Annotated in this window: 16 protein-coding genes; 7 read left to right on the plus strand and 9 right to left on the minus strand. The window is 68.6% G+C overall.

All coding sequences use genetic code 11. The features are described from left to right. Positions 1-446 precede the first annotated feature (446 nt). On the plus strand, positions 447-2,450 hold the full coding sequence (gene pdeR / locus HWX55_RS24235; protein WP_175977578.1) for a cyclic di-GMP phosphodiesterase: 2,004 nt from the start codon (positions 447-449) through the stop codon (positions 2,448-2,450). Between the two features lie 49 nt (positions 2,451-2,499). Here pdeR and HWX55_RS24240 read toward each other — a convergent pair whose 3' ends face one another. Further along, positions 2,500-3,363 (minus strand): crotonase/enoyl-CoA hydratase family protein, encoded by an 864-nt coding sequence (locus tag HWX55_RS24240; RefSeq protein ID WP_175977579.1) that lies wholly within the window; start codon positions 3,361-3,363, stop codon positions 2,500-2,502. A gap of 700 nt (positions 3,364-4,063) precedes the next feature. Between HWX55_RS24240 and HWX55_RS24245 the strand changes: the two genes are divergently transcribed. Both HWX55_RS24245 and HWX55_RS24250 read left to right on the plus strand, forming a co-directional pair. Further along, positions 4,064-5,989 (plus strand): DUF3857 domain-containing protein, encoded by a 1,926-nt coding sequence (locus HWX55_RS24245; protein ID WP_175977597.1) that lies wholly within the window; start codon positions 4,064-4,066, stop codon positions 5,987-5,989. After that, on the plus strand, positions 5,986-6,222 hold the full coding sequence (locus HWX55_RS24250; protein ID WP_175977499.1) for a hypothetical protein: 237 nt from the start codon (positions 5,986-5,988) through the stop codon (positions 6,220-6,222). The genes HWX55_RS24245 and HWX55_RS24250 overlap by 4 nt, the downstream gene beginning before the upstream one ends. 45 nt (positions 6,223-6,267) lie before the next feature. Here the strand turns inward: HWX55_RS24250 and HWX55_RS24255 are convergent, their stop codons facing one another. Continuing rightward, positions 6,268-7,317, minus strand: coding sequence for an AraC family transcriptional regulator (locus HWX55_RS24255; protein ID WP_175977580.1), 1,050 nt, complete (start codon positions 7,315-7,317; stop codon positions 6,268-6,270). A gap of 70 nt (positions 7,318-7,387) precedes the next feature. On the opposite strand from HWX55_RS24255, the gene HWX55_RS24260 reads away from it, so the two are divergent. Then, a complete protein-coding gene (locus HWX55_RS24260; protein WP_175977581.1) occupies positions 7,388-8,590 on the plus strand; it encodes an MFS transporter in 1,203 nt (400 codons plus the stop codon). Positions 8,591-8,655: 65 nt separating this feature from the next. Here HWX55_RS24260 and HWX55_RS24265 read toward each other — a convergent pair whose 3' ends face one another. Continuing rightward, positions 8,656-9,534: an aldo/keto reductase family oxidoreductase gene (locus HWX55_RS24265; RefSeq protein WP_175977582.1), complete on the minus strand. Its 879-nt coding sequence runs from the start codon at positions 9,532-9,534 to the stop codon at positions 8,656-8,658. 101 nt (positions 9,535-9,635) lie between these two features. On the opposite strand from HWX55_RS24265, the gene HWX55_RS24270 reads away from it, so the two are divergent. Beyond that, positions 9,636-10,535 (plus strand): LysR family transcriptional regulator, encoded by a 900-nt coding sequence (locus HWX55_RS24270; RefSeq protein ID WP_175977583.1) that lies wholly within the window; start codon positions 9,636-9,638, stop codon positions 10,533-10,535. A gap of 190 nt (positions 10,536-10,725) precedes the next feature. On the opposite strand, the gene HWX55_RS24275 is transcribed toward HWX55_RS24270, so the two are convergent. Together HWX55_RS24275 and HWX55_RS24280 are read right to left on the minus strand one after the other, a co-directional pair. After that, positions 10,726-11,487 carry an isocitrate lyase/phosphoenolpyruvate mutase family protein gene (locus HWX55_RS24275; RefSeq protein ID WP_175977584.1) on the minus strand — a complete coding sequence of 254 codons (762 nt, stop codon included), beginning with the start codon at positions 11,485-11,487 and terminating at the stop codon, positions 10,726-10,728. Between the two features lie 145 nt (positions 11,488-11,632). Beyond that, positions 11,633-12,100 (minus strand): MarR family transcriptional regulator, encoded by a 468-nt coding sequence (locus tag HWX55_RS24280; RefSeq protein ID WP_175977585.1) that lies wholly within the window; start codon positions 12,098-12,100, stop codon positions 11,633-11,635. Between the two features lie 81 nt (positions 12,101-12,181). On the opposite strand from HWX55_RS24280, the gene HWX55_RS24285 reads away from it, so the two are divergent. Together HWX55_RS24285 and HWX55_RS24290 are read left to right on the plus strand one after the other, a co-directional pair. After that, positions 12,182-12,550: a hypothetical protein gene (locus HWX55_RS24285; protein ID WP_175977586.1), complete on the plus strand. Its 369-nt coding sequence runs from the start codon at positions 12,182-12,184 to the stop codon at positions 12,548-12,550. A gap of 95 nt (positions 12,551-12,645) precedes the next feature. Continuing rightward, positions 12,646-13,263, plus strand: coding sequence for a glutathione S-transferase family protein (locus HWX55_RS24290; RefSeq protein WP_175977587.1), 618 nt, complete (start codon positions 12,646-12,648; stop codon positions 13,261-13,263). 59 nt (positions 13,264-13,322) lie between these two features. On the opposite strand, the gene HWX55_RS24295 is transcribed toward HWX55_RS24290, so the two are convergent. From HWX55_RS24295 to HWX55_RS24310, 4 genes are all read right to left on the minus strand, one after another. Further along, positions 13,323-14,045 (minus strand): HAD family hydrolase, encoded by a 723-nt coding sequence (locus tag HWX55_RS24295; RefSeq protein ID WP_175977588.1) that lies wholly within the window; start codon positions 14,043-14,045, stop codon positions 13,323-13,325. A gap of 23 nt (positions 14,046-14,068) precedes the next feature. Then, complete coding sequence (locus HWX55_RS24300) at positions 14,069-15,040, minus strand: ornithine cyclodeaminase family protein (protein ID WP_175977598.1); 972 nt, start codon at positions 15,038-15,040, stop codon at positions 14,069-14,071. Positions 15,041-15,143: 103 nt separating this feature from the next. Beyond that, on the minus strand, positions 15,144-16,274 hold the full coding sequence (locus HWX55_RS24305) for a DSD1 family PLP-dependent enzyme (protein ID WP_175977589.1): 1,131 nt from the start codon (positions 16,272-16,274) through the stop codon (positions 15,144-15,146). A gap of 129 nt (positions 16,275-16,403) precedes the next feature. Further along, positions 16,404-17,363, minus strand: coding sequence for a LysR substrate-binding domain-containing protein (locus tag HWX55_RS24310; protein WP_175977590.1), 960 nt, complete (start codon positions 17,361-17,363; stop codon positions 16,404-16,406). Between the last annotated feature and the right edge of the window lie 269 nt (positions 17,364-17,632).

The raw sequence follows: 17,632 nt of genomic DNA on the forward strand, positions 1-17,632 counted from the left end.
CACGGGATCCGATTCGACCCTGCCGCCACGGGCTCCCGAAAGATCAGGCCCCATATCGATGGACCGGCCCCGAACGCCCGCCCGGCGGGGCTTTGAGGCCTGGCACGCCGCTCCCGATGCGCACCGCCCCGTGCGCGCATTCGCCGGCCGCCAATCATGAAAACTCCGGCTTGCCAATCGAGTCCCGATTCCTTGACACACTTCTCTAAATGTGAGTGCCAATCTTCATTGTCATTTGATAAGATGGCTCTCATCATTCCGTAAGGCAGAACCTGCGCGCATCACGCGCGAACGCCGGTCGCATCAGCTGCAAACAAGTACGGGACGAGGCCGCTGTCACGGCAATCACGGCCGCCCTGCGGGGCACGTGCGTCGCGGCCCGGGAAGGCGGTGGGGTCACTCGCCTCCGTCTACACTGTGCGTTTTTTTTGGATCGGGGCGTGTCCATGGATGACGAAAACGATAGCGCGGTGCTCGAGGCGCACGTCGGTACGCGCAGCCCCTGCTGGCGTCTCGGCAGCGACAGCAATGCGCTCGAACTGGCCGCGGTCCGCGGCCTGACCAACGTCGCGATCGCGCTGACGGTCGAACAGGCGGCGCGCATCCGCGCGCTGACCGGCGTCACGTCGCACCTCGTGCTCGAGATCGTGCTGTTCGGCAGCCCGGTCAGCCTCCATCTCGTCGGCAGGAAGGTCAATACGGTCGACTGGGCCGGCACGGCGTCCGCCTATTCCGATACCGAATCCGTCGCCGGCGACCTGTCGCACGGGCTCGCGTTCGCCGAGCAGGTCGTGTCGGAAGTGAATTCGCTCGTCGTGATCCTCGACCGCAACGGGATGGTGCAGCGCTTCAACCGCCTGTGCGAGGAAGTGACCGGCAAGCGCGAGGTCGACGTGATCGGCCGCAGCGCGTTCGAGCTGTTCATGAGCCCGGAGCAGGGCGCGCAGTCGCGCACCAACATCACGGGTTTCTTCGCGAGCAACCAGTCGTTCGCGGTCGAGCGCTACATCAACACGGTCAACGGGCCGCGCCTGTTCCAGTTCCGCAACAAGTTCGTGCAGAGCGGCAGCGGCGTCGAAGAGCAGTTCCTGATCTGCTCGGGCATCGACATCACCGAGGAGCGCAACGCGCAGCAGCGGCTCACCGAGCTCGCGAACACCGACGTGCTTACCGGGTTGCCGAACCGCCATGCGATCAGCGAGCGCATCCACGCGGCGATCGCCCAGGACGACGCCAATACGCGCGGCCAGGTCGGCATCCTGTTCCTCGATCTCGACAACTTCAAGCGCGTCAACGATCACTACGGGCACATCACCGGCGACCGCCTGCTGCAGGACGTATCGGCGATCATCAACGGCTGCCTGCCGTCGGGCGCGACGCTCGCGCGGCTCGGCGGCGACGAATTCCTCGTGCTGTTCGAGCACGGTACGCGCCCGCTGCTCGAAGCGACCGCGCAGATCATCCTCGAACGGCTGCGCACGCCGATCCATCTCGGGCTGATGGAGGTCTACACGAGCTGCTCGATCGGCATCGCGATGTACCCGCAGCACGGCGATTCGCTCGAGACGCTGATCCGCTGCGCCGACACCGCGATGTACGTCGCGAAGGAGGAAGGCAAGCATACGTATCGCGTGTTCTCGCTCGAGATGAACCAGAAGGTCGCGAAGTACATGTGGCTCGACACGAACCTGCGCAAGGCGCTCGAGGAAGAGCAGTTCGTGCTGTACTACCAGCCGGTCGTCGATATCGCGACGGGCGACGTGCATGGCGTCGAGGCGCTGATCCGCTGGCAGTCGCCCGATCGCGGGCTCGTCGCGCCGATCGAGTTCATCCGTTTCGCGGAAGAGTCGGGGCTGATCGCGCCGCTCGGGCGGTGGGTGATGCGCACCGCGGCCGCGCAGGCCGCCGCGTGGAAGGCGAAGGGGCTCGGCATCCGGATCGCGGTGAACGTGTCCGCTCGGCAGTTGCAGGACATGAACATCGTCCATCAGTTCGCGTCGATTCTCGACGGCGCGGGGCTGAAGCCCGGCCTGCTCGACATCGAGCTGACCGAGAGCTGCTTCATCGAGGACGAGGAGGCGGCCATCGGGCTGATGCGGCAGTTCCGCCAGCTCGGCGCGGAGATCCATCTGGACGATTTCGGCACCGGCTATTCGTCGCTGTCGCAGTTGTCGCGCCTGCCGCTCGACGCGATCAAGCTCGACCGCACCTTCATCACGGCCATCGACCGCAATCCGCGCTCGCAGGCGCTGGTGCACTCGGTCGTGTCGCTCGCGAAGGCGCTGAATTTCGCGGTGGTCGCCGAAGGCGTCGAAACGCATGCGGAAGCCGAATTCCTCAAGCAGCTCGACGTCGATCACGCGCAGGGCTACTACTACGCGCGGCCGATGCCGGCGCAGGCGTTCGAGGCGTGGCTCGCGGAAACGAGAAAGCTCAGGCTGATCGCCTGAGCGTCGTTCCGGAAAAAGGCGCCGCCGGCCGTCGGCGGCGCCCGTCGCATCACACCGTGCGCAGCTTCGACACGCGCCGGTTCTGCAGCATCACCAGGCGTTCCATGTACGCGAGATCCTTCGGCTCGATCGTGAACGCCGCATGCACCCACGCTTCCGTGATGTCCATCAGCTCCGAGCGCGACAGCTGGAACACGCGATCGCGGGCGCGCAGCATCGCGCGGATGCCGTTCAGCTTCGGCTTCGCCACGTCGATGAAGGTGCGCGTCGCCAGATACGCATCGCCCGCGTCGAACGTCTCGTCGATCAGCCCCTGATCTTCATACCATTCGGCCGCATGCGCTTCGCCGGTCGCGATCAGCGATTCCGCGAGGCCGCGGTTCGCCTTGCGCGCGACCAGCGAATAGCCGCCCATGCCCGGGAACAGGTTGAACGCGATCTCGGGGAACCCGAGTTTCACGCCCTTCTGCGCGAGCACGTAGTGATGCGCGAGCGCGGCCTCGAAGCCGCCGCCGAGCGCGCTGCCCTCGACCATCGCGATCGAGATCGCGCCGGTGCCGAAGCCGGTATAGATCTCGTACACGCCGTCGATGCACGAGCGCGCGTAGGCCATCAGTTGATCGCGCCGGCCGCTGCGGATCGCGTCGACGAAGAAGCTCAGGTCGCCGCCGACGTTGAACAGCTCGGGGACGAGCGAGCCCGTCACCCAGAAGTCGAACGTGAGGCCCGAGTCGCGTGCGACGCGCGCGAGATGGATGATGTCGGTGACGAGTTGCTGGTTGAAACACGGCCGCGGCTCCGATCGCAGCATCATCCACATGACATTGCGGCCTTCTTCGTAGAAGGCGGTCAGTTGCGAGAGTTCGCCGGCTTCGTAAAACGGGCGGCATGCCGGATGAGATTGGAGTTGCATGGTATGTCCTCGTGAGATGTGGTTTTTAAAGCGCGCCGCGCCAGGCGCCATGCGGGAATCGGGTCGCCTGCATGGCGCCCGGCGCGAGGCATCGCCATTGTTGCGCGCGCACAAATGTCGAATTGCGGGGAAAAACGCACGACCGGGACGCCGGTGCGGATCGCGTTCGGGCGAAGCGGCGGGGGACGACGGACGGCGGAACGAGGGGGCGACGTCGGCGGGGCGGAGGGGGGCTGGCGCGGCGGCGATGACGCGGCCGGCGTCGCCGGTCGCTTACGCGCCGGAAAGCGCGTCGGGACGCCGATCGGCCGTGGCGGGTCGGGCCGATCGAAGTACGGATGGCTCGTCTCGCCGCGAGCGTGACGGATAGCGCGGCTCGCATGGCCGCGCGGTGTCGATCGGTTTCGGACGCCGCCGCTCGAGATGCCGCGCCGTCGGCAAGATGCCGAAGCCGATCACGCCGCCCGCGACGCGAACGCAATCACACGGTCAACGGATCGCGAATGCGCCGTCGCTCCGCATCACGTTTCCTTCCCGACGGCGCGGCTTGACGCTCGTCGGCACGGCGCCCACACTGGGCCGCACGACGGTCACGCGCGCGGGTGGCGCGGGCGGCCGTCATGTGCGTGTCATGCAGGCACGGCTGCCGCACCGGCGCGCGGCGCTGGCGTCCGGCAACGAACGCGCGGAGAACTTCGACGTGGTGCGTTTTCCTTCCCGATGGACCGGCTGCCTTTTCGCGTGCGCCGTGGTGCTGGGCGCGGGTACGGCCGTGGCCGATATGCGCGACACGGGCGGCATGGGCGACATGAGTGACTCGCGCGCGGCGGCCGATGCAGCGCCCGTCACGCTCGTCAGCGACGTCCACGAGTTCGTGATCCAGCACGACGGTTCGCTCGACGAGCACGACGATTCGACGCTGCGCGCGAACGACGCGAACGGCATCGACGCGGTCGCGCAGCGCTACGTGTGGTTCGACAGGAATCTCGAGAAGGTCGAGCTGGTCGCGGCCGAGACGATCGACCGCGACGGCGTCGCGCATCCGGTCGGCGCGGACGGCATCCGCGACGTGCAGGAGCCGCGCTCGGCCGGCGCGCCGACGTTCCAGGACGGGCTGCTGCGCACCGTCGTGTTTCCCGGCGTAGAGGCCGGGTCGAGCACGCGCGTCGCGTTCCGCAAGACCCGCACGAAGCCGGTCAATCGCGGCTATTTCGGCTATACCGTCGAGCCGTCGCGCGAGCCGGTCGACAGCCAGCGGCTGATCTTCGACCTGCCGGCCGACATGCCGCTGTATGCGGATGCGCGCGGCTACGTCGCGCTGCCGCCCGTCACGGCGAACGGCCGCACGCGCTACGAATTCGACTACCGGCATGGCGCGTACGACCGCATCGAGAGCGGCGCGGTCGGCTATCCGACCTACGGCGACCGGCTCGTCGTGTCGACGCTGCCCGACTACGCGGCGTTCGCCGCACGCTACCGCAACGCGGCCGTCGACCCGAGCGCGAACGATCCGGCCGTCGTGCAACTGGCGCGCGCGCTCACCGCGAATGCCGTCGATCCGCGCGACAAGGCGCGCATCCTGTACGACTGGGTGCAGGCGAACGTGCGCTACGTCGGGCTGTTTCTCGGCGAGACGGCCGCCGCGCCGCATCGCGTGACCGACATCCTGCGCAACCGCTACGGCGACTGCAAGGATCACGTCGCGCTGTTCGGCGCGTTGCTCGCGGCGGTCGGCATTCGCAGTGAACCGGTGCTGATCAATCTCGGCGCCGTGTACACGCTGCCGTCGGTGCCCGGCTACGGCGGCGGCGCGATCAATCACGCGATCACGTGGCTGCCCGATCTCCGGCTCTACGCGGATACGACGACGGCCGGCATCGCGTTCGGCTACCTGCCGCCGATCGTGATGGACCGCCCGGCGCTGCTCGTCGATACCGGCGTGCTGTCGCGCACGCCGGCCACGCAGCCGCGCGGCCGCACCGCGCGAGTCGCGATCGATGCCGCGCAGCCGGGCGCCGCGCGTGTTCAGGCTTATGTGCAGGATGACGGCTGGACCGCCGAACTCGAACGCAACCTGTTTCGCCGCGCGTCGCGCGACCGCCTCGCGCAACTGGCGAACGAGCGCTTGCGGCAAAGCGGCCTGCGCGGCCGCGCGCAACTGTCGACCAGCGACCGGCGCGTGACCGACGGGCCGTTCGACGTGACCGTGACCGGCACGCTCGATCGTTTCGTGTGGCCGGACGGCACGACCGCGTTGCCCGCGCTGTCGAGCCTGACGGGCGGTATCGCGACGCAGGTCGAAACCTGGCTGGCCGAGCCCGTGCGCACGCAGCCGTGGGGCTGCGTCGGCGGCACGTTCGACGAGACTGGCCAGATCGTGCTGCCGGCGGGCGTGGTCCTGACCGACCTGCCGGCCGATGCGGCCGTGCGCGACCGCTTCGTCGATTTCACGTCGCATTACGTGTTCGATGCGGCCGCGCGCGTCGTGCAGGTCACGCGGCGGATGAGCGCGGATTTCGGCCGTCAGGTATGCACGCCGGACGAGTTCGTGGCGCTGCGCGCGTCGCTCGAGCGCATCGAGCGCGACACGCAGGCGCAGATCGTCGTGCGGGCGAGGCAGCGTTGAACAGCGCGGGCACGGCATTCGCTCCGAACGGGCGAATCACCGGAATCGCCGACGCGCAGGAGGACATCATGACGGAACGGGATCACGAGATCGCCGAACTCTCGAAGGAATTACTGGGCAGGATCGTGCAAGGCACGGTCGCGACCGGCGCGGCAGTCGATGTGGAGCAGTGCGCGGCGCTTGCCGTGCAGTGCGCGACGGCGCTGGTCGACCGCCTCGACGCGTTGAAGTGATGCAGGGCGGGCCGGCGCTGACGCCGCGCGTCGGGGTGCTGGACGTTACGCTTCCGCGCGCACGTCGCCGTCCGCGCGCACGGCGCCCGGCGGCTTGCCGACCACGCGCTTGAACGCGCGGCTGAACGCGGCGAGCGAACCGTAGCCGAGCCGGTACGCGACCGCTTCGATCGTCTCGCGGTCGCGCGCGATCCACTGCGCGGCGAGCCGCATCCGCAGTTCGGTCAGGTAGCGCACGGGCGTCATCCCGGTCGCGGCGAGGAAGCGCTCGGCGAACACCGAGCGCGACACGCCCGCTTCGGTCGCGAGTTCCGCGACGCTCCAGTTGCGGCCCGGGTCGCGATGCAGCGCGACGATCGCGCGGCCGAGCTTCGGCTCGCGCAGTGCCTGCACCCAGCCGGTCGCGTCGCCGCATCCGCACTCGACCCAGCCGCGCACGATGAAGGCCGCGACCACGTCCGCGAGCCGCGCGAGGATGCCCGCGAAGCCCGCGCGCGCCGTGCACGCTTCGCGCTCCATCGCGTCGAGCATCGGGCGAATCTCCGGGTAGCGCGCGAGCAGCGTGCCCACGTGCATGAACGCGGGCATCGTGCCGACCAGCGGCTGCATGCCGCCAAGGTCGAGCTCCATGCACGCGCTGAAGATCAGCGCATCGCCGGCGCCGGGCTCCGTCGTCGCGCAGGTCGCGGGCGACACGCCGGCCGACGCCACCGACGCGACCGTATCGCAGATCTTCGCGATCTCGAAGCCGTTGATCTCGCGGCACGGCACATCCGGATCGGACACCAGCGCGTGCATGCCGCCGTGCGGCAACAGGATCGCGTCGCCGGCCTCGAGCCGCATCGTCTCGCCCGACGCGTCGCGCAGCAGCACGGGCCCGCGCACGATGAAATGGAACTGCGCGCGACCCGTCCCGTGGCCGAAACTCAGCCCGAACGGCCGCGCGACCTGGATGCGGCGGTACTGGACGCCGCTCAGGCGCATCCCCAGCAGCAGCTCGCTGACGAGGTCATGCGCGTCGGGGATCGGGGGAAGCAGCGGCTCGGACATGGCGAGATTCGGACGAACGATCAATAACAACGGATTGTATGTCATAGACCGTCCTGCCGCTGTTCCTTACGATAGCCCCTCATCAGTACTTTCCCTAACCGACACGGAACCCCGCATGAATCCCGGAATCTCCTCGGCCGCCTCGACGGCGGCCCCCCGCGAACCGGCCTGGGGCGCGGTATTCGCGATGGCGCTCGGCGTGTTCGGGCTCGTCACGGCCGAATTCCTGCCGGCGAGCCTGCTGACGCCGATGGCCGACAGCCTCGGCGTGACCGAAGGCGTGGCCGGGCAAGCCGTCACGGCCACGGCCACGGTCGCGCTCGTCACGAGCCTGCTGATCTCGGCGCTCACGCGCACGATCGACCGGCGGCGCGTGCTGCTCGTGTTTTCGGTGCTGCTCGTCGTATCGAACCTCGCCGTCGCGTTCGCGCCGAACCTGGGCGTGCTGCTGTTCGGCCGCGTCGTGCTCGGCATCGCGCTCGGCGGCTTCTGGACGATGGCGACCGCCACCGCGATGCGGCTCGTGCCGACGGCGATGGTGCCGCGCGCGCTGTCGATCATCTTCAGCGGCGTGGCGGTCGCGACGATCGCGTCCGCGCCGATGGGCAGCTACTTCGGTCACCTGATCGGCTGGCGCAACGTGTTTCTGATCGCGGCCGTGATCGGCGGCATCGCGTTCGTGTCGCAGATCCTCACGCTGCCGTCGATGCCGCCGAGCGGCACGACGCGGCTGCGCACGCTGATCGACGTGCTGCGCCGGCCGACCGTCGGCCTCGGGATGTTCGCGACGATCCTCGTGTTCACCGGCCATTTCGCGTTCTTCACGTATCTGCGGCCGTTCCTCGAACAGGTGGCGGGCGTCGGCGTGAACGGACTGTCGGCGATCCTGCTCGGCTACGGCATCGCGAACTTCGTCGGCACGTCGCTCGCGGGCCGCGTGCTCGAACACCGGCTGCGGCCGATGCTGATCGGCATGCCCGCGTTGATGGTCGTGCTCGGCATCGCGCTCGTCGTGCTCGGCCGCGCGCCGATGATCGACGCGGTGCTGGTCGCGTTGTGGGGGATGGCGTTCGGCGGCGTGCCGGTCGCATGGTCGACGTGGGTCACGCGCACCGTGCCCGACGAGGCCGAGAGCGCGGGCGGGTTGATCGTCGCGGCGATCCAGCTTGCGATCGCGACGGGCGCGGCCGTCGGCGGCGTCGTGTTCGACGTGAACGGCGCGGCGGGCGTGTTCGTCGGCGCGGCGATCGTGCTCGCGGTGGCGGTCGCGACGATCGTGACCGGCGTGCCGAAGCGGGTCGGCGTGGTCGCGTCCTGACCGGCCCGGCGACCTGGCGGCCCGGCGGCTCGCGTCGCACGGGCTACCGGGCGATCGGTCGCACGTCAGGCGGCGCCGGTGTCCGCGATGCGGTCGAGTGCCGCGAGCGCGTCGGCCGGCAGATCGAGATCGGCTGCCGCGAGATTCTCGCGCAGATGCGCGACCGACGACGTGCCCGGAATCAGCAGAAGATTCGGCGCGCGGCGCAGCAGCCACGCGAGCGCGACCTGCATCGGCGTCGCGCCGATCCGGGCCGCGACGCCGGACAGCGTCGACGACTGCAGCGGCGAGAAGCCGCCGAGCGGAAAGTACGGCACGTACGCGATGCCGTCACGGGCCAGCGCGTCGATCAGCGCATCGTCGCCGCGATGCGCGATGTTGTAGTGGTTCTGCACGCAGACGATGTCGCAGATCCGCCGGCCTTGCGCGACCTGTGCGGGCGTGACGTTGCTCAGGCCGATGTGCCGCACGAGCCCGCGCCGCTGCAGCTCGGCGAGCGTGGTCAGCGGCGCTTCGATCGATCCTTCGGCCGGCCCGTGCGTGTCGAACATGATGCGCAGGTTGACGACGTCGAGCACGTCGAGCGCCAGATTGCGCAGGTTGTCGTGCACGGCCCGTTCGAGTTCGTCGGGCGCGAAGGCGGGCAGCCACGATGCGTCGTCGCCGCGCCGCGCACCGATCTTGGTGACGATCACGAGATCGTCGCGATACGGATGCAACGCATCGCGAATCAACTGGTTCGTGACATGCGGGCCGTAGAAGTCGCTGGTGTCGAGATGGTCGACGCCGGATTCCACGGCTTCGCGCAACACGTTCAATGCGGCCTCGCGATCTTTCGGCGGGCCGAATACACCGGGGCCCGCCAGCTGCATCGCGCCGTAGCCGATCCGTTTGACGTGGCGATCGCCGAGCCTGAAGGTGGCGGTGTGGCGAATATCGGGCATGACCTTGCTCCTGTCGAAGAGATGAATGCGTTCAGCATAAAGACGAGTCGGCTGCGCGATAAGCGGGCATAATTCGCACGGGTTGTACGAAAAGGCGAACAATGCAAACCGATCTCGGCGATCTGAACGCATTCATGGCCGTCGCACGCGCGAGCGGCTTCCGCGACGCCGCACGCGTGACGGGCCTCAGCGCCTCGGGGCTGAGCGAGGCCGTGCGCCGGCTGGAAGCGCGGCTCGGCGTGCGGCTGCTGCATCGCACGACGCGCAGCGTCGTGCCCACCGAAGCCGGCGAGCGCCTGCTTGCGCGGCTCGGGCCCGCGCTGACCGAAGTGGCGGCGGCGCTCGACGGTATCGACGAATTCCGCGGCCGACCGGCCGGCACGCTGAAGCTCAACGTGCCGGTCAGCGCATCGCGGCTCGTGCTGCCGGCGATCGTGCCGCGCTTTCTCGATGCGTATCCGGACATCCGGCTGGAAGTGACGGCCGACGAAAGTTTCGTCGACGTGCTGGCGGCCGGATGCGACGCGGGCATCCGCTACGACGAACGGCTCGAACAGGACATGATCGCGGTGCCGATCGGCCCGCGCATCCAGCGGTTCGCGACCGCGGCGGCGCCCGGCTATCTCGACCGGCACGGCCGGCCGCAACATCCGCGCGACCTGCTCGACCATCGGTGCCTGCGCGGGCGTTTCGCCAGCGGCGCGATGCCGCCGTGGGAGTTCGAGCGCGACGGCGAGGTCGTGCGGGTCGAGCCGGCTGCGGGGCCGTTGCTGGTCCAGATCGGCGGGGCGACGGACCTGCTGGTCGATGCGGCGATTGCCGGGACGGGCATCCTGCATCTGTTCGAGGACTGGGTGCGTCCGCATGTCGACAGCGGCGCACTCGAACCCGTGCTCGAACCGTGGTGGCGGCCGTTCTCGGGGCCTTTCCTGTATTACCCGGGGCGGCGTCTCGTGCCGCCGGCGCTACGCGCGTTCATCGATTTCATCAAGGGATCCTGACTATTGACCAGCGCGCCGGGGCGTGTGCGTCGAGCAGGCGCCGCGCGCCATCGTCGCTCATGCGGCCGACCCACGCGCGCTGCACGCGCCGCGGCAAGCGCGCGACAACCGAAGCGCGGAAGCGGGCGTCGATGACACGGAATGTCGTCGTTTGATGGGCAGCAGGCACCCGCCGCCCCCCGCGAATCCGTTACCCGCCTTGCTTGACCAGCGCCGCCAGCGCTTTCATCGCCTGCAGATACGGATACGGCCCGTGGCTGATGCGCGCCACGCCGTACTCGGCGAGTTCCGCGAGCGTCGGCGTCTCCGACACGCGCATCACGTTCACCGGCAGCGGCGACGCGGCCGTCAGTGCGCGAATCAGCGCCGGTGCGCGCAGGCCCGGCACGAACAGGCCGTCGGCGCCGGCCGCGGCATACGCGCGGGCGCGCGCCAGCGTCGCGTCGAGCAAGCGTTCGTCGTGCGTATCGGCCGCCGCCGTGAAGAACACGTCGGTGCGCGCGTTGATGAAGTAGTCGGCGCCCGCGCGATCGGCCGCCTGCCGGGCTGCCGCGACGCGGGCCGCCGCTTCGTCGACGTCGCGCAGTTCGCCCGTGGCCGGAAAACTGTCTTCGAGATTGCAGCCGATCGCGCCGGCCTGGATGCTGAGCGCGATCGTCTCGGCGACCTCTTCCGGCCGCTCGCCGTAGCCGCTTTCGAGATCGACGGTGACGGGCAGGTCCGTCGCGCGCACGATCCGCTCCAGTACGTCCATCATCAGTGCGCGCGGCATCTGCTCGCCGTCGGCGAAACCGTTGGCCGCCGCGACCGACCAGCTGCCCGTGGCCAATGCGACGGCGCCCGCGTCGGCCGCCGTGCGCGCACTGCCGGCATCCCACACGTTGAACAGCGCGAGCGGCTGGCCCGCGCGGTGAAGCGACCGGAAAATCGCGCCTTTCTCGTTGTTGCCCATGCTCGTCTCCTGATGGATAGCGGACCGATTGTCGTGCCGAGCGATATTGCCACCGAATCGGGCGGTGCGACCGGCTTGCACGATGTCTGCTGACAGCGCATGACAGAAAGTGCGCGCGACCGCCGCGGCGCGATCCGCGCGCCGTTCAGTCGCGCGAGCCCGGTTCGATCGACAGCGTGCGCAACTGGCCGCGCAACTGGTCGACTTCGCCCGGCGCGAACGGCCGCTCGATCTCGGCGTGCGCCTGCTGCCACAGCGGGAACGCTTCGGCCAGCAGGTCGTGCCCGGCTGGCGTCAGCGAGAGCAGGCGGCTGCGTCCGTCGTCGGGATCCTGCGCAATCGTGACGAGGCCGCGCCGCTCGAGCGGCTTGAGCGCGGCGGTGAGCGTGGTGCGGTCCATCGCGAGCAGCGACGCGACCGATTTCATCGGCGCCGGTTGCGGCCGGTTCAACGACATCAGCAGCGAAAACTGACCGTTGGTGAGGTCGAGCGGGCGCAGCACGTCGTCGAAGATACGCGCGAGATTGCGCGCCGCGCGCTGCATGTGCAAACACAGGCAGCAATCGCGCACCATCAGCGTCGTTTCGAAGGGAAGCTTTTCTTTTCGTGCCATGTTGCAATTGTGTTGATATCAACCTATCTTGTCAAGGTCGGGGCGCGGCAGCCCGCCGCGTCCGTCATCGGAGGAGCAGGCATGAGTGCGCAACCCCAGTTGTATCTCGCCGTATTTCTCGGGAGCCAGGATAGCCCGGCGATGAAGGCATGGCTCGCGCTGCCGGAGGACGAGCGGCGTACGCGCGAGCGCGACGGCATCGCCGCATGGCATGCGTGGGTCGACCGGCATCGCGACGCGATCGTCGAGCTGGGCGGGCCGCTCGGCAAGACCAAGGCCATCGACGCGGCCGGCATCCGCGACACGACCAATGCGTTGACCGGCTTTACCGTCGTGCGGGCGGCGTCGCACGATGCGGCCGCCGCGCTGTTCGAAGGTCATCCCCATTTCACGCTGTTCCCGGGCGTATCGGTCGACGTGATGCCGGTGCTGGCGATTCCCGGCGCGTGAGCGACGCGTGATGCCGGGCGACGCGCGTCGCTTCGCTCGATGCGTCGTGCTCGGCATGCAGACATTTTCCCGACATTCATGGATGGAGACTGGCGATGAAGCTTTACGGATTTGCCGGCACGCGCTCGCAGCGCGCGCTGTGGGGGCTGAAGGAACTGGATGCGGATTTCGAATTCGTGTCGGTCAACCTGCTCGAGGGCGAGCACAAGCGGCCCGAATTCCTGCGCCTCAATCCGGCCGGCAAGGTGCCCGTGCTGGTGGACGGCGACCTCGTGATTCCCGAATCGGCCGCGATCGTGCTGTATCTCGCGGACAAGTACCCGGAGAAGGCGCTGCTGCCCGTCGATCCGGCGTTGCGGGCGCAGGCTTATCGGTGGGTCATGTTCGCGGTGACGGAGCTCGAGCAGCCGCTGTGGCGAATCGCGCGGCACACGTTCCTCTATCCGCCGGAGAAGCGCTCGCCGGCCGATATCGAACTGGCGCGCGAGGATTTCACGACGATGGCCGCGATTCTCGACACGCATCTCGAGGGGCGCGAGTTCATCGTCGGCGATACGCTGACGGTGGCCGATTGCGTGACGGCCTACCTGATCGACTGGGCGGGCGAATGCCATTTGATCGAACCGTTCCCGCAACTGCGCGCGTATCTCGAACGGCTGTATGCGCGGCCGAAGGCGCCGCAGCGGATCGCGGAGGCGAGGAAGGCGGCGTGAAAGTGAAACGGGGGCGGGCCATGCGCGGCGTGGGCATGACGCGCCGCGCCCGCCCGCGATCACGAAACCGTATCGGGCGCACCCAGCGCACGGCACAGCATCGCCAGATCGCTCAACCTGAGATGCGGCGTTACCGCATGCGGCGGTGTCGGTGCTTCTTCAGCCGAAGGCTCGCGCACGATCCACGCGGCCTGAAGCCCCGCATTCACCGCGCCGACGATATCGAGGTGGAAGTCGTCGCCGACATGCAGCAGTTCGGCCGGCCGCACGCCGAGTGCGTCCGCCGCCGCATGGAAGATCTCGGGTTCCGGCTTGGCGAAGCCGAATGCGCGCGCGCTGAGCGTCGTGCGGAAGAATTCGCCGCCGCCAGTGAGCCGAAGGTCGGCGTTACCGTTGGTGACCGCGATCAACGGAAAGCGCGCGCTCAACCACGCGAGCGCCGGCAGCGCGTCTTCGTAGAACTCGACGCGATTGCGCGCCGCATAGAAGACGTCGTAAGCGCGCTCGGTCAGCGAGACATCTTCGTTCGCGCGCTCCAGCGCAAGCCGGATCGACCCGATTCGCATCGCGCGATAGTCGCTGGCGAGATCCGGGCGCAACCGTTCGTATTCCTCACGTAGCGCTGCGAGTGTTTGTTGCGTCGGCAGCACGCGCTCGGTATTCGGCGCGTGCTCGATCAACCATGCGCGTAGCGTCGCCTCGGCCCGTACGACGGACGGCCCGAACGGCCACAGGGTATCGTCGAGGTCGAACGAGACGGCGGAAACTTTGGCGAGACGCATGGCGGTTGAAAGCGGGATTCGTTTTACCAGGGCCACGGAACGGCGGTTCCGGTGCCGTTGTCGAGCGCGTGTCGATAGAGGAAGCGCGCGACGGTCAGGTCCTGCAGCGCGAGCCCCGTCATGTCGAAGACGGTGATCTCGTGCGCGGCACGATCGACCGATGCCGCACCCGCGAGGATGTCACCGATTTCCGTGCGCGGCAAATCCGGCGCCCACTGGCACTCGCCGATGGTGCGCGCCTGATCGTGATCGTCGACGACGATGCGCGCGCGTTCCAGCACGCCGGCCGGCAGTTCGCGCTTGTCCGCGGTATCGGTGCCCACGCAGGTCAGGTGGGTGCCCGGCTGAACCGCATCCGCGTCGAACAACGCGCCGCCGCCGGGCGTGGCCGTGATCACCACGTCGCTATGGGCGACCGCATCGTTCCGGTCGCGCGCCACGCCGATCGTGCACCGTTCGACGAAGTGCGCTTCGAACGCCGGGTCCGGCTCGCCGCTGACGGTCACGTACTGCACCGTGCATCGCTGGGGCAGCAGCGCGAGCGCGTAGACGAGCTGCACACGCGCCTGCACGCCGGTGCCGAACACGCAGAGCCGCGTGCTGTCGCGGCGCGCGAGCTGTTGGAGCCCGAGGCCGCCCGCGGCGCCGGTCCGTGCGGTGGTGATCGCGTTGCCGTCCATGATGCACAGCGGCCGGCCCGTCGCCGGATCGAACAACGCGACGGTGGCCTGATGCGGCTCGCCGCCGCGCGCCCGATTGCCGGGCCAGAACCCGGCCGCCTTGAAGCCGAGCAAGTCTTGGCCGGCGACGTCGCCCGACTTGATGCCGAACACGCCGCCGGTGTGCAGTTTCTCGCGCACGACCGGGAATACGCGTCCGGCCCTTTGACTGTGCAGCACGAAGGCTTCGCGGACGGCCGCCATCACCTGCCCGGCTTGCAGGGCGGGCTCGACGGCATCGCGGTCGAGGAGAAGGAGGCGGGCGTCGGTCGGCATGGTCGGGGGTGCCTGGTCGGCACGAGACGAATTCAGGATATTTAAAGTTTGTCCAGATTTGGACAAATAGTCAATGCGCGGATGACGCGGCGGCGACTGATGCTCACCACCCGTAGAAGCGCGGCCACGTCTGCGCGGCGCCGTCATCGCCGACGGCCTGGTATTCGGGATGCTGCGCGCCGGTCGCGCACGCATGATTCGGCAGGATGCGCAGCCGCGTGCCGATCGGAAAACGCTGTGCGATGTCCGTATCCGGCGTACCGGTTCGCGACACGATCCCGTGTTCCTGGTTGGCGGCGCTCAGCAGGTAGCCGCCAAGCACGTCGCCCGCTTCGGTGCAGACCTGCCCGTAGCCGAAATCATGCGCCTGGCGCTGCGTGCCGCGGTCGCGGCTCATCGCCATCCAGCCCGCGTCGACGATCGCCCAGCCTTTCTCTTCCTGGTGGCCGATGACGGTGGTCAACACCGACAGCGCGATGTCGGACGGCGCGCATACGCCGATGTTGTGCATCACGAGGTCGAACATCACGTACACGCCGGCGCGCACTTCGGTCACGCCGTCGAGCCGTTCCGCCGCCAGCGCGGTGGGCGTCGACCCGATGCTCACGACCGGGCACGGCAACCCGGCGGCCCTCAGGCGCTCCGCGGCCCGCACGGTGCGGCTGCGCTCCTGTTCGGCGATCGCGACCAGCGCGGCTTGCGTGTCGTATTCGTAGCTGGAGCCCGCGTGAGCGAGCACGCCGCCGAGCAGCATGCCGCCGTCGGTCAGCGCGCGGCCGACGTCGATCAGCAGTTCGGCTTCGGGCGGGATGCCCGAGCGGTGGCCGTCGACGTCGACCTCGATCCACACGTCGAAACGTTCGCCGTGCTCACGCCCGAACGCGGCGATCGCGTGGGCGGCCGGCAGGCTGTCGGCGACGATCTTCAGGTCGCAGCCTTGCCGACGCAGCGCGAGCGCCTGGCCGAGCTTCGCGGGCACCATGCCGACCGCATAGACGATGTCGCGGATGCCGTCCGCGAAGAACTGCTCGGCTTCCTTGAGCGTCGATACCGTGATGCCCTGCGCGCCCGCCGCGATCTGCGCACCGACGACGTGCCGGCATTTGGTGGTCTTGACGTGCGGCCGGAACCGCACGCCGAGCGCGTCCAGATGCGTCTGCATGCGCGCGATGTTGCGCTGCATGCGGCCGACGTCGATCAAGGCGGCCGGGGTGTTGAGGGTGTGAAGGTCCACGATGCGTCCGATTGCGGGGTTGCCGATGCGGACACTGTAGGGCAGTCGGCTCACGGCGTGTTTAATGCGGAACTAATCTGCCATTAAGGGAAATTTAATCGGCCGACTCTCGCGGAGCGCGGCCCCGGCTCACGCGTTGCCGCGCCACGGCGGCGGATCGAGAAACTGCCGCGCGGCGTCGAGAAACACTCGCTGCCGCGGCGAGCGACCGGTACGCGACGGCAACAGCGCCGTCACCGGCGCGGGCGGCAGGCTCCAGCCGGGCAGCAGCCGCACGAGCTTGCCGTTCGCGAGCAGCGGCGCGACGTCCCACTCCGAGCGTTCGACGATGCCGAGCCCGGCCAGCGCCCATTCGGTGATGACGGTGCCGTCGTTGGACGACAGCGCGCCGGTCACGCGGATGACGGTCGCCCGCCGCGATTCGCCCTTGACGCCGCGGCCGGGCGAGAAGCGCCAGCGCGGGATGTCTTCGTCGTTCTCGCGCAGGCACAGGCAGTCGTAGCGCGTCAGGTCGGATGGATGGTTCAGGTCTTTGAGGCGGCGCGCATACGCGGGGCTCGCGCACAGGAAGCGCTCGTTGCGCGCGAGCGGATAGCCGATCCACGAAGACGACTTGAGGCCGCCGACATGGACGACCACGTCGGCGCCCGATGCGCTGGTCAACGGGCTTTCCGACAGGTGGAGCGAGATTTCGAGCTTCGGATGCGCGCGCTGCACGTCGCGCACGATCCGCGCGACGTATTTGCGGCCGAAGCCGAGCGGGGCGACGACGCGCAGCGTGCCCTGCACGTCGCCGTGGTCGCCCGCGATGCTGACCGGCAGCGCCTCCACGCGCTCGAGAATGCCGACGGCTTCCTGGTACAGCCGCTGCCCTTCGTCGGTCAGCGCAATCCCTTTCGGCTGCCGCACGGCGAGCCTCGCGTTCAGGCGCGCCTCCATCCGTTGCAGCCGAATCGTGACCGCGGGCGGCGTGAGGTCGAGCAGCCGGGCCGCCGCGGCCAGGGAGCGCGACGTGCCGATTGCGCGGACAAGTCGAAGGTCGTCGAGGTCGAGCATTTCATGGCTCTTAATGCATAGGGTATCGAGCATTAAACCGCAGATCGCGCGGCGAAGCTATCGACGTGGCGCGGGGTGGCTGCGGTGAGGATGGCCGGAAGGCGCCCATCACATTCGCCGATACATCGAGTTTTCCGAATCGACGTGACGCCCCAGCTGTCCCCCCGCCTACGCGTCCAGCCCGAAAATCAACGACCGATGCGCGCTGCGGATTCAACCGGTCGATGCAACACACTAGAATCTGCGCAAGCAGCGGAGGTGTTGCAAATGAAGCAGAGGCCGAGGATCTACTATTCTGAGAG

The sequence above is a fragment of the Burkholderia sp. BCC1047 genome (genome assembly GCF_902833155.1).
GTDB classification, from domain to species: Bacteria; Pseudomonadota; Gammaproteobacteria; order Burkholderiales; family Burkholderiaceae; genus Burkholderia; species Burkholderia sola.